The following is a 13,911-nucleotide window of genomic DNA, read 5'->3' on the forward strand; positions in this document are numbered from 1 at the left end:
ACGCGGGAGACCAGTGCATCCACCACCGTTCGGGATGCGCCAGTTGACCAGGACTGGGTACAAGACTCACTCCTGCTCACTGACTAGGAACGGTGTCGTACCGTGCAGGCCGTACGTTGCCCCGCCGAGCAGCCCGAACGCCGTGGTTGCGATGAGGACGGTGACGGGGGCGTCGCGACGGGACGCAGTGATGGTAGCCACGGCACTATACACGCGACGTATACGCGTGGTTTATAGCAGCCGGAGACCTGGACTTCGGGTGGGAGCCGATGACGTGCCTCACCTTGACCCTCACACCGTGGAGCGAGCGTGGCGCACGGCGTCCCGGTGGAGCGCGCCAATGTCCGGAATGATCAACCTCGCCCGCCCCCACACCGGACAGCCGGGCTCCCTCTCCAGGATCTTCCTCGGCCTCTAGGCTGCTTGGCCCAGGTGCTTGGCGAAGAAGTCGGCGAGCACGTCCACAGCGGGGTCCACGTACTCCCCCTTGTCGTAGAGGTCGACATGGCTGGCGCCGTCGATCCAGTGGATCTCCTTGGGACCTATGGCTCGCTGGAACGCTTCGACACTCATCCAAGAGGTGACGGCGCGGGTGCCGACGATCATGAGCAGCGGCCGTTGCCCGATCAGCGGGACCGAAGCGAACGCATCGAATGTCGCCATCTTGTCGATGCTGCTCCAGGTGAAGAAGCTCGCCGAGCGGGGGTGCTGGGCACGCGGAGAGCGGTAGTACTCGAAGCCCTCAGCGCCGTGCTCTCCGCCCAGCACGCGGGCCTGTTCGGCGGTGTCGGGGAAGACAGTGAGGGTCGGCGGCCTCTGGCCCCGGGCCTCGGTGGTGCGGGCCTGGGCCGCAGCATCCAGCATGCCCTGGAAGACGGCAGGGTCCTGTGTCCCGTCGGCACCCAGACGGAACTGGCGGGCGACATCGACCGCACTGACTGTGCCGACGGCCTTGATGCGGTGATCGCTGGCTGTGGCGGGGAGTACATAGCCGCCGGAGGCGCAGATGCCCAGCGCGCCGATGCGTTCCGTATCAACTTCACTGCGGGTGGTGAGGAAGGAGACGGCGGCCTTGAGGTCCTCCACGCGGTGAGCGGGATCCTCCAGACCACGAGGCTCGCCGCCGCTCTCGCCCTGGTAGGCCGCGTCGAAGGCGAGCGCGACGAAGCCCCTTTCAGCCAGGCGCTGCGCGTACAGACCGGCGGCCTGCTCCTTCACACCGCTGCCGGGGTGGCCGACGACGATCGCCGGTCGTCGGCCCTGTTCGGGGGTGTCGGGGAGGTAGAGGTGACCGGCGAGCTGGATGCCGGCGCTGTCGAAGGTGAGATTGGTCTTCGCCACGGGGTTCTCCGTCTGTGTTGTCCCGGCAGGACCACACCACAGCGGTGGGCTCTCCGGGCCCGGCCCTGTGCCGGGTACATCTCCACGGTCGGCGCACTCCCATACGCGCAAAAGCGGCGAGTTCCTGCCTGGGAAAAAACCTGCCCCCCTCACCCCTGTGCTGCGCGAGTGACAATGAGGAGCATGAATTCGGCACCCGACCCCCGCGAACTCGGAGCCTTCCTGAAGGCTCGCCGAGCGCAACTGGCGCCAGACGAGTTCGGGCTGCCCGCAACGGACTCTCCCCGCAAGGTCACGGGACTGCGCCGCGAGGAGGTCGCCCAGCTCGCAGCGATCAGCGTCGACTACTACACGCGGTTGGAGCAGGGCCGTGTCCGAGCGTCCGCATCGGTGCTCGCCACCCTTGCCCGTGCACTGCGTCTGGATGACGACCAACAGAAGTACCTGTACGAACTCGCCGGCAAAACCGACGCTCGGCCGCGTCGGCGGCGGACCGCGCAGCGCGTGCGGCCCGCCATGCGACGCCTGCTCGACCAGCTCACGGCAACCCCCGCCATCGTTCTGGGCAAACGAATGGACATCCTGGCCTGGAACTTTGCCGCCACGGCTCTGTACACCGACTTCTCGCGCATTCCGGCCCAGCGACGCAACTATGTGAGCCTGCTGTTCACGGACCCGGTCATACGAAGTATGCATCGGCAGTGGGAACATGACGCCCGCGATGCCGTCGCCGCTCTGCGCATGGAGGCAGCCGCAGACCCCGACGACCCCGAGCTTGTCCGCCTTGTCGCCGAACTGTCCGTCTACGACGCCGACTTCCGCACGTGGTGGGCCGAGCATCGCGTCAACACCGCCAGCTATGGCACCAAGCACTACCAGCATCGGCTGGTCGGTGATCTCACGCTTGACTGTGACACATGGAGCAGCCCGGACGGCTCGGGGCAACGGCTCATGGTCCTCACCGCCGAGCCTGGCAGCCCGTCGCACGATGCTCTGCGCATCCTGACCTCCTGGACGGCCGAGCAGCCGAACGGGGGCCTGGTGGAAGGCCGGAACCAGTGACCACCTGGACGCCTGAGGAGCTGTCAGTGCTCTCCACTTCAGGCTCTCTCATCCTCAGCGCCGCAGACGGCGGCCACCTCGCAGTGGAGGTCGGCATGGTCGTGGTAGGAGGCGGGCTCTACGTCCGTGCCTACCGAGGAGCCCAGTCGGGCTGGTACCAAGCATCACGAGAACACGGTCGTGGGCGGATCAGACTGGGTGATGTCGCTCGCGACGTCCTCCTGCAGGCACTCGACGAGAACGGGCCGCACGACGCGATCGACTCCGCCTACCAAGCCAAGTACCCGAGCATCGGCGGTCTCGTCACAAGCTCAGTGACACGTTGCGCGACCATACCCATCATTCCAGCGCAGCCATCTCGTCGTCATTAATGTCCCGCATCCGCACACGTCCAGCCACGTGAGCATTGCCCTCGTCCGGCCGAGGCCGGACGGTGAACTGTCGAGCCCGGCTCCTACGATGCCGGTCATGGCACGCTTTGAGGATCTTCAGCCCTCCTTCTGGGACACCAGCAGCGACTGCGGAGTGCAGCCGCCTCTGACCGACCAGGCGGTCCGGGAGGCCGAACGGCTGTTGAACGTCACGCTTCCCGACTCACTGTTGGACCTGCTCCGCAAACAGAACGGTGGCCAGGTCAGCGACAGCCGGAATGCCTTCCCCGCAAGCCGACCGACCTCATGGAGTGCCGACCACGTCCCGTTCGACAGCGTGATGGGCATCGGTCACCGCGAGGGAACGGTGTCCATGCTCGACAGCCCGTACCTGGTCGAAGAATGGGGCCTGCCCACGGCCGTGGTGCTGGTCTCGGGTGACGGGCACTACTGGATCGGGCTCGACTACCGGACCTGCGGCCGACACGGAGAACCGTCCGTTGCCTGGTTCGATGCGGACGACAACTCGGAACTGGCCCTCGCGCCGGACTTCCGCTCCTTTATCAACGGACTTACCTCGGCCCGGTAGTTCGAGAGCGAGCGGAGTGAGGGCTCACCCGAGTGACCTCACCCATGAAGCGGAGATCAGCGGGGGTCAACTCCCTGCCACGCGCCCCATCACCGGGGCGAACCATGCCTGATGCGGCACTAAGTTGGCTCACATGAGGGCACGGGGGCGGCGTTACCGATACGTGGGACCGAGCGACCTGACAATTGCGCTCCGGCCTGGCGGTGGTGGCTCCCCGATCGGATCGGCGGCTGACTTCGACAGCTGGGTCGCGGAGCGATCAGCGGCGGAGTTGGCCGAGCCGTTCACCTTCGTGGTCGACACGGTCGGCGTGCTTCGGTTGGCACCGCGGCGAAGCGAGCACGTGGCCTGCGCCGACGGAGAGTCAGTTCTGAGCGCCGGCGAGATCGGCTTCGTCCGTGGGGCAGGCCGGTGGGTGGTGGGCGACGTCAGCAACCACTCGACCGGGTACTGTCCGGACGTCAGCTCCTGGTCGGCGGTGGCCCAGGCTCTGGATGGCGTAGGGCTCCGGCGTCCGTCCCGCTTCACCCACGAGGTGGTGTTCCGGAGCTGTCCTGACTGCCAGGAGCGCAACATCGTGCGTGAGGACTACTTCGTGTGCGTCTTCTGCAGCAGTGATCTGCCTCTGGTGTGGAACGTGGACTCAGCTGAATGAGGCAGTGGGCCACAGGCACTTGCTGATGGTCACGACCTGGACGGCTGCTTCGTTCGCGGTGGACATGCTCCGCCGCGATGTCCGCGAACGGGAGAACCCCGGCGTAGCGAACGTCCATGGATTCTTGACGAGGACGGCCTCCGCTGGGGCTGCCCGGGCGGTCCAGGTCACGGCCTGACCGCCGGACGCTGCCGAATCCCGGTCGTGGCGCTACCGGGCGGCGAGGTCCGCTTCGACGTTGCCCGCCATGACCGACAGGATCCGTACGGTTTCGGCGTACTGCTCGGGGGTCAGGCCCTTCAGCACCGCTGCGCGAGTTGTCTCAACACGTGCTGCGAAGTCCGCGTGAGCGGCGCGACCCTCGTCGGTGAGGGCGAGGTGGGTCGCCTCGACCGGCAGACCGGAACGGGTCCAGCCGCGCGCTGTGACGTCCTCCAGGATCTTGTCGAGGTCGGGCTCGTCCTGTGTCCAGAATGGCGCCAGGGCCTCCATGAGCTCGTCGCGCGTGGCGTGCCCGCGAGCGAGGGTGTTGAGGATCTGCCAGTGCCGGCGTCCGAGACCGACGTCGGCGAGGGTCGCGTCGAACTGCTTCTCCAGCAGGGTGTGCAGATGCTTGAGCCAATAGCCGATGGGCTTGGGCGCTTCCACGACTCCTCCAAGGCGCATGTATAATTACATGTACTTGTCTCCAACTATGCATGGAGGGATTGTCGTGGGCAAGCCGAATACGGACGTGGCACACATTGAGACGGCCGTCGTCGCCTTGCGCCGCAGCCGGCAACGCCGTGCACTGGCGCGGCTGGCGGGGCGTCGCGGCGAGCACGTCGGCCCTCACGCCGGGCTGCCCGACGCGGTCTTCGAGTTGCTCGACGCGATCGAAGCGGGCGAGGGGCAAGGTTTGGCGCTGACCGTTACCGAGGCGGCGGCCCTGCTTGGCGTCGATCAGCCCAGGTCGAGCCGACTCGCCTCACAAGCACTCGAGGCCGGGCTGCTGCGACGTGAGGCCGACCAGCACGACGGCCGCAGGTCGTTGCTGGCCCTCACTTCCGAAGGACGGGACGCGCTCGCAGGGATGCGGAGATTTCGCCGCGGCATCATCGCCGAAGCCACGGCTGGTTGGACCGCCGAGGACCGAGCCGCCCTGGCCCGCCTCTTGACCCGCTTCGTACAAGACTTCTCGGCGATCACGCCACACTGACCCCGGCTGCCTACACCAACCCAACGCCTTCCACGCCACCTGAAGGTGCGGGAACACCAGCCATGATCAAGATCGGTCTTTGAAGGCGGACCCCGGTGCCGTGGTCGGAAACGGGAACACAAGCCGAGCAGACAGGCGCCGTCTGGGCCCGACGTTGAGCGCGTCTGCCGCTACGCCTGAATCGACCCCCGGCGCACAGACCTGGTGGTGCGCGCGATCCCTCATTGGACGAGCGGACCCGTGCGCCCACCGTCTGAATCCGGCTTGAGAGGCCTCAGCACGCCCATCACGTCGCCTCGCAAGACGGAGCTCACCAGCGAGGCGAGCCTTCGGAAAGTTGGAGTTCGCCCCTGCCGAAGGAAAAGTTCTCGTTCGGGACGGGAATCAGCGCGATGAAGATGTCGTCGGGCGAGACACCGAGCGCCTCGACCACCAACCTGTTGATGGCCGCAGCCACTGCCCGTTTGTCCTCCAGAGGACGGTGCGCCCCGAGAAGTACCGTAATGATCATGGCATCGCTGCTGCGCTGCATGCCCATGAAAGTCGGGTCCAGGGACAGTTCGCTGTCACCGTGTTCGCTGATCATGATGAAGCGGTCACCCTCGGGGATACCGAGTCCCTGTACCAGGGACTGGTTGAGCGCATCAGCAAGGGCGCGCTTCTGCTCCGGCGAGTAGCGGTTGGCGGGGATGTGAGCGTTGAAAACGGGCATGGGGTCCTCCTCCGAGGAGTGCGATGTCTGGTTTGAAATGCTGGTGATTACAAGGGCGTTGTGCCGCCGATCGGGCGCGCCTGTCGAGGTGTGGCTCGTGCGATCGCCGGCAGGTGGCCGCGCGCGGAGGCGTTGTGGCCTCGTTATGCCTTGGTGGATCCGGACGGGGACCAGTCGGCGCCGTCCACCGCCGACCATCCGTCTGGGTGTTCGTCGATGCGGTGCATTCGCCTGCCCGCTCGTGCGCGGAGTACGTCCTCGGTGAGGGGGGTGATGAATGCATTGTCGGCCAGGGTGTACTCAGCGGCGAGCCGTCCGACCGTCGGGATGGCACCGGTGTCGATCCGGCCGTTTTCGGTGTATAGGTCGTCTCTGATATGGAACCGCACGACCTTGCCCCAGACCACGTGATCCTTTACATCGCCGACCGGAATGATGCGGTCGAGCGTGCACTCGAAAGCAATCGGTGCTTCCTTCACCCGCGGCACTTGTACGACTTCGCAGGTCTCTTTGACCAGGCCGACCTCGTCGAACTCGTCGCAGCTGCTGTCGAACTCAGCGGCGCTGCGGTGCATATGGTGAGCTTGGGGAAGTGTGACCAGGTTGGTGACGAACTCCCCCGTGTCCCGAATGTTGACGAGGGTGTCCTTGAGGGTCTCCCCGTCCGACCGCGGCTGAATGGTCAGTGACACCATCGGAGGCTTTCGGCTCACTACGGTGAAGAACGAGATCGGCGCCAGGTTGGCGATACCGGACGACGACAGAGTGCTCACCCAGCCGATCGCGCGCGGCGTGACCGACCCGATGAGGAGCTTGTACGCGGACCGCGTATCCAGCTCGTCGGAGTTGATGATCACGTGGATGGCCTTTCGGACGTGCGTGGCGGTGTTCCGCCGACGACGATGTGGCGTTGGACTTGTGCCGGGGCGCAGGAGTCGTACCCGGTCTGCCCCAGTGCGCGGCTTGGCCGTCTGCCCCACTTGGAGGCGATGCGGCTCATCAACTGCTCGGTTTCACGGCCGGTCTGAGGATGTGTTCCGCGATCAGTGCGACGGTGCGGGCAGGGGTTTCCATGGGGGGCAGGTGCGCCGCGCCGTCGAGGACGAGACTGCGCACGTCGGTGTACTGGGGAACGATCTGCTCTTCCGCCACGGCGGCTGTCAGAACGGAGTCGTGCTGCCCGGTGAGTACGAGCACGGGTCGCTCGTACCCCTTGACCTGCTCGGATACGTCATCCTGTGTCCAGGTCCGGAGGTAGGCGCGCATGGCCGCAGGATCGGCGGTCTTACGGGACAATTCGTTCACGTGGCGCACGAAGCCTGTCCCCAGACGCCCAGCGGTCACTGCGGAGATGACCGTGGCCCGTGCGTCGAGGTCGTCGATGGCCGCCTCGAAGAACCGCGAGCCGTCTGCATCGAGAGCGAAGGCGCGGCTGGGAACCGCGCACAGCAACACCAGACTGCTCAGGCGATCCCGGACTTCCGGCTGTCCGGACACCCATTGCGCGGCCTGGCCGCCCATGGAGTGCCCGACGAGATGGAACTCGTCCCATCCCAGGGTGTCGGTGAGATCGATGAGATCTCTCCCCATCTCGGAGACGGAGAAGTCACCGGCCAACTCCTTCGACCTTCCGTACCCGCGGAAGTCCGGGAAGACCCATGTGAACTGCTCGGTGTCGAGGAAGGGAATCATGCAGCCATAGCCTTCGTGGCCGGCCAGCCATGAATGCGCCCAGATGACCTTGGTCGCTCCGCTGCCCACTGTGCTGTATCCCAGAGTCATTCGCATGTCTTTTCGTTGGTCGAGAGCGAGTACTCGACGAATCCGACTGGCGGAGCCGGAAAACAATTCCCGCCATGGTCGGCGCAGAGCACCACGTTCACTGTTCGTTCCGATTCAGTACTCAGGAAGCGGCCGAGGGGAAAACCTCGAGGCCCTCGATCACGTCGCGCCCCTTGGCGGTGTCCGCGTAGAGCCGCGCCTCCGTGATCAGCCCGTCGGAGACGGTGAACAGCAGGCAGTGTTCGTTCTCCATGGTGCGGCCGTTCTTCGCCTTCGCCCTGGCGGTGACGGGGACGACCACGTGCGTCCCGGCGTCGAGCACCGCGTGCGCGTCGTAGTTGAAATACTCGTAGTAGTGATCGAAAAGGTCCTGGTAGAAGGCGACAAAACCTTCGCGGCCGCGGAATGTGCCGCCGTACGGCAGAGATGTGGGGAAGTGGAAGACCACGTCGGGTGACATCAGGGTCACCAGATCGGATGAATCGTTCTTGTCGAATCCGGAATAGGCTCGTCGGCAGGCATCCACGATCGCCTGGTTGTGCGACATGCTTCCTCCATATGTGGGGCTGAAGCGGTGGTGGACATGAAAGTGTTCCGGCCGGCACCGGATCTCAGCCGGTGGCGCACGGCACGGTGGAGAGGCGTAGCGACGGATCGACCGGCTCGTAAGGGGTGGACAGCCGATCCACCGAGTCGAACAAGCCGCTGACGACACAGACGGAACCCTTGAGTCCGGCTCGATACGCTAAGTCTTAATCCGGAACCTAGGTGGCGTCAAGGCTGAGTTCCAGATGGCAACCCTGGAGTATGCTGGCGTCATGGAGTGGCAAGAACTTGATCTGGGCAACTGCAGCGTCGCGGCAACCCTGGCCCTGGTCGGCGAGCGATGGACTCTGCTCATCCTGCGCGAGGTCTTTGCCGGGCTCCACCGCTTCGACGAGATCGCCGACCACCTCGGGGTCTCCCGGCGTGTCCTGACCGAACGCCTTCGACAGCTGGTCGACGCCGGCCTCCTTGAACGCCAGAGTTATCAGGAGGAGGGGCAACGCGCCCGCCAGGAGTACCACCTGACGACTCAGGCACATGACCTGCAGTGGGTGTTGGCCGCCCTCCTCCAGTACGGCGACACCCATCTCGGCGAAGATGCGGGCGCGCCCGTAGTGCTGCAGCACTCCGGCTGCGGCGGCCCCGTTCATGTCGAGCTGCGCTGCTCCTGCGGGCATGAGGTCGCCGGCTCCGAAGTGGAGCCGATCCTGGGCCCGGGCGCCGTCAGGGTGTCTTCCTGATGCAACCGTCCCGAGACTGGGCTTGATCCGCTTTCACGGACACCCGCCTGAACGTCCACAGTCCACAGTGCTCGGTCCAGGCTCGGATTTCGCGCCGGTAGAAGTGCGTTCGTCGCGCGTCTCCAATGTGCAGAACGACGCGCCGCGGTCCGCGGTCACCGCCAGTCCCCGCCTGCAGGCGTCGCGACGGCTCCTTGCTTTCACCTGAGGTCACGTGAGTGGTGGCTGTTCGCCAGCCGCCACACCGACTCCGCAACCACGCAAACAGCGCGTCAACTCGACGACCGGCAGCCCCTTGGTCCGTACGGCATGTGGCGCCCGAACTACCGCCCGGCAGTGGCCATTTGACTACACAGGCCTGCGACCCGCATGGTCCCTGGTCTGCCCACTGGCGTCGCGCCCCATCGGCAGGCAGCGGTCTCGAAGGGGCGCCTGCAGAACGCCATGGCCTCGCGGCCAGGCCACAGGTTGTCGGCTGGCAACCGCGGGCTGCGACCGCCAGGTCACCCGGCTACGTACCGTCGGACCGCCCCGTACCCCTCGCGGCATCCATTTGATGCAGCCTCTCCCAGGGAGTAAATGTGGTCTTTGTGAATCACTTGATTCCGTACGGGCCAGGCACGTATGCCGACGTCCCCTCTGCCCGCGCGTAGCGGTCCTACGGGCAGTTACACCACCAGGAAGTGGTCATGCCCGGAGCATCCCTGAGCTGGAGTGTCCACGTAGCCCCATCGATCCCCACCGAGATCTCGGACCTGCCGCCCGACCTCCCCAAACGTATGTGGTCGCCGATCACGGCTACGCTCATCACAGGCGAGCGCGACGCGGTGCTGGTCGACGCGCTGATGACCACCGAACAGGCCAGTGGGCTCGCTGACTGGGTCGCCGCGAGCGGCAAGACCCTCACGACAGTCTTCGTGACCCACGGGCACGGTGACCACTGGTTCGGGCTGGGCACTCTTCTCGATCGTTTCCCGCATGCCCAGGCGTTTGCCACGCCAGCGGCGGTGGACCAGATGCAAAAGCAGATGGCACCGGAGTTCGTTGCGTCGTACTGGAACACGCGCTTCCCGGGCCAGATCCCCGACAGGTTGGTCGCGGCCGAGCCGCTGGGCGGCGATCGGCTGGAGTTGGAGGGCAACGACCTCGTCGTGGTGGAGCTTGGGCACACCGATACCGACGACACCACCTGCCTGCACGTGCCGTCGATCGGGCTGGTTGTGGCCGGTGACGCCGTCTACAACGATGTCCACCTCTACCTCGCCGAATCGCCCGCCGAGGGCCGTCGAGCCTGGCTCGACGCACTGGACACCATCGACGCGCTGAACCCGCAGACGGTTGTCGCAGGACACAAGCGCCCCGATCGCCCCGACGCCCCGCAGACCATCGCCGAGACCGGGCAGTACATCCGCGACTTCGAGACGGTCGCGGAGCGCACCACGACCACCCTCGACCTCTACCGCGGCATGCTCGAACTGCACCCGTCCCGGGTCAACCAGGGCGCGCTCTGGGGATCGGCCAGGTCTGCCAAAGGTTGACCAGCAACCGGCTTCGTGGCGGGCCCACGACGCCAGGCACTGCGGATGTGTTTATCACACGAGGGCAGTAATCGAATGGTCGCACTGCGATATCCATCGGTTCGGACCGCCGGCAGAGTAATGCCGTGCGGAATTCATGAAATTCTCCGGAGCATCCCTATCGCACCGGAAAACGGTCGCGACCGATGCAATTGCGGTGACTGCCTGCACGCCCCGCATGCGCCTCACAGCCACGAGAGTTATCGTCACTAGATGGGGACGTTTGCCGATGAATATTCGCCCCGGGCAAGGCGCCGCGAGTGTAGTTCCTGGCCACTCCGCAGCGCCCGAACGCCGAAGGTGAACAAGATCGGCGGCAAGGCATCACCTATACATGTGATGATCAATTCGTCACCTATATAGGTGACGACGCATGCAGGAGCCCGAGAATGAAAGCGATCCGATTCGCCCAGCACGGAGAGCCGACCGAGGTCCTTTCCGTCGAAGATGTGCCTGTTCCTGTGCCCGGAGAGGGACAGGTGAGGGTCCGCATCCTGGAGACACCGGTAAATCCGTCTGATCTTCTGTATGTGCGGGGATACTACGCGGGCGTCTTGGCACATTTCCCGGCGCCGACCGGGTTCGAGGGTGTCGGCATAGTGGAAACCGTGGGGCAAGGCGTCAAAGACGTAGCCGAAGGGCAGCGCGTATCGGTCGTCAATGGACCGGGAGGCAACTGGGCCGAATACGCAGTCGTCCCGGCCAGCGAGTTGTTCCTTGTACCCGATGACATACCCGATGACCAGGTGGCATCCTTCGTCATCAACCCGGCCTCCGCCATCCTTATGGTCCGTCATGTACTGGCGGTCCCCGAAGGGGAATGGCTGCTCCAGTCAGCGGCCGGGTCCGAATTGGGACGCATGATCATCAGACTGGCCAAGCGTGATGGCATCCGTACCGTGAACATCGTCCGCAGACGCGAGTCAGCAGCAGAACTGAAACGCCTCGGCGCGGATGCCGTCATAGTGTCCACCGAAGGGCCGATCGACGAACAAGTACGCAGAATGATCGACCCCGAAGGCGTCAAGTACGCCATCGATCCTGTAGTAGGAGAAACCGGCACCCAGATCTTCAAATCACTCAGTGAGGATGGGCGCATGCTGGTGTACGGCTCCCTCACACGCGAGCCGATCCGCATCGGCGATGACCCGCGCTACATCCTGGCGGGTCGACGAACCCTGGAAGTCTACTGGTTGGGATATTGGCTTCCGAGGCTCACAGATGCGCAAAGAGAGCAGTTGAGTCGGGACATCGCGGACCTTATGCGCGGGGGGGTTGTGGAAACTTCTCCCGGGCGAAAGTACTCCCTCGACCAGATCCATGAAGCCGTCACCCAGGCCGAGGAGAAGGGAAGACAAGGAAAGGTATTCCTTGTCCCTGGAAATATGTAGCGCGGTCAGGCGCGGCCGTCGTCTGCGCGACGCAAAACCGCGCACCAGAAGAAGGTCTGGCGTGCGGGCTGCCGCTGGCGCCGGGAGAGGGATTTTCCGCAGGGCTGCCGGTGTCAGCGCTTCATGTCCAGAAACCGACGGGCAAGTTGTCGGACACAGCATGGGAACCCAGATCGCCGAGCTCCTCGCCGTGGCACACCCGCGGTGCACGGTCGGGCTCGTGCTGATCAGCCCCATACCACTGCGAGGGTACGAGTTGTCGCCTGCGGAGTTCTCCGCCTTCGAAGGCGCGTCCCGCAACCGCGACCCCGAGGTGGCTGCCGAGTCCCGCAAGAAGTTTGTTGGTCTCCAGGACAGCGGACGTTGTCAACACTCTGGTGGCGGCATCGCTCGCCACCCCGAGCGACACGGCGATCGAGGCTCTGCACGTCTGGACCGACGGCCATCCGCTGGGTGACGCGCCTTCACAGGTCACCGCGCCGACGCTGATGATCACCACCGATGACACGTTCGCTTCCCGTCGACTAGTCAGCGAACAGGTGGCGCCCCGGTTCGAGCACTGCGACATCGCACACGTCCCTGGTGCCGGGCACTGGTCTCACGTCGAGCAACCCGCCACCGTAGCACGCATGCTCACCGACTTCGTGAACAAATCGGTGACTACATAGAGGGGTGAACGGTTTATGAGTCACCAGGACGTGTTTGTTCCTGTTGAGGGCGACATACAGTTGCACGCCTGGGTGTTCCGCCCACCGACAGGCAGCGGCCCCTTTCCGGGGATCACCATGGCGCACGGCTTCGGCGGAGTGAAGTACCGCGGCTTGGAAGGATATGCGGAACGCTTCAGCCGGGCCGGTTTCGTCGTTCTCGTCCACGATCACCGTGGGTTCGGTCTCAGCGGTGGCGTGCCACGTGGTGACATCGACCCTTGGCAGCAGATCGCGGACTGGCGGCGGGCGATCTCCTTCTTGGAGGCCCTCGACGACGTCGACGCCCGCCGGATCGGTGTTTGGGGTTCAAGTTACGCCGGCGGTCACTCGATCGTTTTGGCGGCCACCGATCGTCGGATCAAGGCCGCGGTGGCGCAGGTTCCGACCATCAGCGGCTATGAGCAGGGCTTGCGTCGCGTACCCGCCGACCGCAAGCGCGCGCAGGAGGAGCTGTTCGACGACGACGAACGTGCGCAACTGGCGGGCAAGCAGCCCGCGTATCAGCTCCTCAACAGCCTCGATCCGGAGGTGCAGGCCGCCTACCATTCCCGGGGCATGGCGGAGTCCGACGCCCATTTCTCGCTGCCGCCCTCTGTCGAAGAACCCAAGCACATCACGTTGCGGTCCACACGCAAAGCGCAGATGTACGAACCGGGCGCGTGGGTCACCCGCGTTTCACCGACGCCGTTGCTGATGGTCGTGGGGCGGACCGACACCGTCACCCCCACCGATCTCGCGCTCGCAGCATACGAGCGTGCTCTGGAGCCCAAGCGGTTGAGGATGTTCCACGGTGACCACTTCGACTCCTACGTCGCGGCCTTCAAGCCGACGAGTGAAGCCGCCGCCGAGTGGTTCTGTGAGCACCTCGCCGAACCGGGGTGAGGTCGGAGGGAGCCGTCAGCGACACCTGCCTGTCGGCGTCACGCTCGCCTCCGTGCCCAGCGAGTCCCGCCCGGCTGATCGGCATGTCATGTCCGAATACGCGGTCGCGTCGAAGGGCTGGAAATCCGTCACCACGCATTCGGACGCCGCCTGGCACGGGAGGCCCGCGCGGCCGAGGCTGCACGCAGGCGCATCGAAATACGCTACGTCGCGTTCTTTATGTCACTAAGTGTAAATGTCGATCTGCGATACCCGGTTGCCTTGATCGTGCCGCACACAAGCCGCCGCCTGTCTTGACCTCACTCCCACACCCTTCCTCAAAAATAGATAAAAGTTGTATGCTTATGTCGCTCAC

17 protein-coding genes are annotated in these 13,911 nt (G+C 65.0%); 10 read left to right on the forward strand and 7 right to left on the reverse strand.

Annotation, left to right across the window (positions count from 1 at the left end; all coding sequences use genetic code 11):
• Positions 1 to 66: 66 nt before the first annotated feature.
• Positions 67 to 201: a hypothetical protein gene (locus ACWDA7_RS20815; RefSeq protein ID WP_450605715.1), complete on the reverse strand. Its 135-nt coding sequence runs from the start codon at positions 199 to 201 to the stop codon at positions 67 to 69.
• Positions 202 to 414: 213 nt separating this feature from the next.
• Positions 415 to 1,341 carry an alpha/beta hydrolase gene (locus ACWDA7_RS20820; RefSeq protein ID WP_450605716.1) on the reverse strand — a complete coding sequence of 309 codons (927 nt, stop codon included), beginning with the start codon at positions 1,339 to 1,341 and terminating at the stop codon, positions 415 to 417.
• Between the two features lie 183 nt (positions 1,342 to 1,524).
• Here ACWDA7_RS20820 and ACWDA7_RS20825 point away from each other — a divergent pair, with 183 nt between their 5' ends.
• The 4 genes from ACWDA7_RS20825 (at position 1,525) to ACWDA7_RS20840 (ending at position 4,018) form a co-directional block, all read left to right on the forward strand.
• Positions 1,525 to 2,403: a helix-turn-helix domain-containing protein gene (locus ACWDA7_RS20825; RefSeq protein WP_450605717.1), complete on the forward strand. Its 879-nt coding sequence runs from the start codon at positions 1,525 to 1,527 to the stop codon at positions 2,401 to 2,403.
• 83 nt (positions 2,404 to 2,486) lie between these two features.
• Positions 2,487 to 2,774 (forward strand): DUF2255 family protein, encoded by a 288-nt coding sequence (locus tag ACWDA7_RS20830; protein ID WP_450605771.1) that lies wholly within the window; start codon positions 2,487 to 2,489, stop codon positions 2,772 to 2,774.
• Between the two features lie 97 nt (positions 2,775 to 2,871).
• The gene (locus tag ACWDA7_RS20835) at positions 2,872 to 3,363 is read left to right on the forward strand and encodes an SMI1/KNR4 family protein (protein ID WP_450605718.1); all 492 of its coding nucleotides are present in this window, start codon (positions 2,872 to 2,874) and stop codon (positions 3,361 to 3,363) included.
• A 133-nt stretch (positions 3,364 to 3,496) separates the two neighbouring features.
• On the forward strand, positions 3,497 to 4,018 hold the full coding sequence (locus ACWDA7_RS20840; RefSeq protein WP_450605719.1) for a hypothetical protein: 522 nt from the start codon (positions 3,497 to 3,499) through the stop codon (positions 4,016 to 4,018).
• Between the two features lie 210 nt (positions 4,019 to 4,228).
• Here ACWDA7_RS20840 and ACWDA7_RS20845 read toward each other — a convergent pair whose 3' ends face one another.
• Positions 4,229 to 4,666 carry a MarR family winged helix-turn-helix transcriptional regulator gene (locus ACWDA7_RS20845; RefSeq protein WP_450605720.1) on the reverse strand — a complete coding sequence of 146 codons (438 nt, stop codon included), beginning with the start codon at positions 4,664 to 4,666 and terminating at the stop codon, positions 4,229 to 4,231.
• Positions 4,667 to 4,730: 64 nt separating this feature from the next.
• Between ACWDA7_RS20845 and ACWDA7_RS20850 the strand changes: the two genes are divergently transcribed.
• Positions 4,731 to 5,216 carry a MarR family winged helix-turn-helix transcriptional regulator gene (locus ACWDA7_RS20850; RefSeq protein ID WP_450605721.1) on the forward strand — a complete coding sequence of 162 codons (486 nt, stop codon included), beginning with the start codon at positions 4,731 to 4,733 and terminating at the stop codon, positions 5,214 to 5,216.
• A gap of 310 nt (positions 5,217 to 5,526) precedes the next feature.
• Here the strand turns inward: ACWDA7_RS20850 and ACWDA7_RS20855 are convergent, their stop codons facing one another.
• From ACWDA7_RS20855 to ACWDA7_RS20870, 4 genes are all read right to left on the reverse strand, one after another.
• Complete coding sequence (locus ACWDA7_RS20855; protein ID WP_450605722.1) at positions 5,527 to 5,928, reverse strand: tautomerase family protein; 402 nt, start codon at positions 5,926 to 5,928, stop codon at positions 5,527 to 5,529.
• Positions 5,929 to 6,071: 143 nt separating this feature from the next.
• Positions 6,072 to 6,785, reverse strand: coding sequence for a flavin reductase family protein (locus ACWDA7_RS20860; protein ID WP_450605723.1), 714 nt, complete (start codon positions 6,783 to 6,785; stop codon positions 6,072 to 6,074).
• Positions 6,786 to 6,927: 142 nt separating this feature from the next.
• A complete protein-coding gene (locus tag ACWDA7_RS20865; protein WP_450605724.1) occupies positions 6,928 to 7,716 on the reverse strand; it encodes an alpha/beta fold hydrolase in 789 nt (262 codons plus the stop codon).
• A 115-nt stretch (positions 7,717 to 7,831) separates the two neighbouring features.
• Complete coding sequence (locus ACWDA7_RS20870; RefSeq protein WP_450605725.1) at positions 7,832 to 8,257, reverse strand: nuclear transport factor 2 family protein; 426 nt, start codon at positions 8,255 to 8,257, stop codon at positions 7,832 to 7,834.
• A 271-nt stretch (positions 8,258 to 8,528) separates the two neighbouring features.
• Here ACWDA7_RS20870 and ACWDA7_RS20875 point away from each other — a divergent pair, with 271 nt between their 5' ends.
• From ACWDA7_RS20875 to ACWDA7_RS20895, 5 genes are all read left to right on the forward strand, one after another.
• Positions 8,529 to 8,996, forward strand: a complete 468-nt coding sequence (locus tag ACWDA7_RS20875; protein WP_450605726.1) for a winged helix-turn-helix transcriptional regulator — start codon at positions 8,529 to 8,531, stop codon at positions 8,994 to 8,996.
• Between the two features lie 689 nt (positions 8,997 to 9,685).
• A complete protein-coding gene (locus ACWDA7_RS20880) occupies positions 9,686 to 10,534 on the forward strand; it encodes an MBL fold metallo-hydrolase (RefSeq protein ID WP_450605772.1) in 849 nt (282 codons plus the stop codon).
• A 428-nt stretch (positions 10,535 to 10,962) separates the two neighbouring features.
• The gene (locus ACWDA7_RS20885; RefSeq protein WP_450605727.1) at positions 10,963 to 11,964 is read left to right on the forward strand and encodes a zinc-dependent alcohol dehydrogenase family protein; all 1,002 of its coding nucleotides are present in this window, start codon (positions 10,963 to 10,965) and stop codon (positions 11,962 to 11,964) included.
• 263 nt (positions 11,965 to 12,227) lie between these two features.
• Positions 12,228 to 12,632 carry an alpha/beta fold hydrolase gene (locus ACWDA7_RS20890; RefSeq protein ID WP_450605773.1) on the forward strand — a complete coding sequence of 135 codons (405 nt, stop codon included), beginning with the start codon at positions 12,228 to 12,230 and terminating at the stop codon, positions 12,630 to 12,632.
• Between the two features lie 15 nt (positions 12,633 to 12,647).
• Positions 12,648 to 13,556 carry an alpha/beta hydrolase gene (locus tag ACWDA7_RS20895; RefSeq protein WP_450605728.1) on the forward strand — a complete coding sequence of 303 codons (909 nt, stop codon included), beginning with the start codon at positions 12,648 to 12,650 and terminating at the stop codon, positions 13,554 to 13,556.
• Positions 13,557 to 13,911: the final 355 nt, after the last annotated feature.

It is taken from the genome of Streptomyces sp. NPDC001156, from assembly GCF_053598275.1.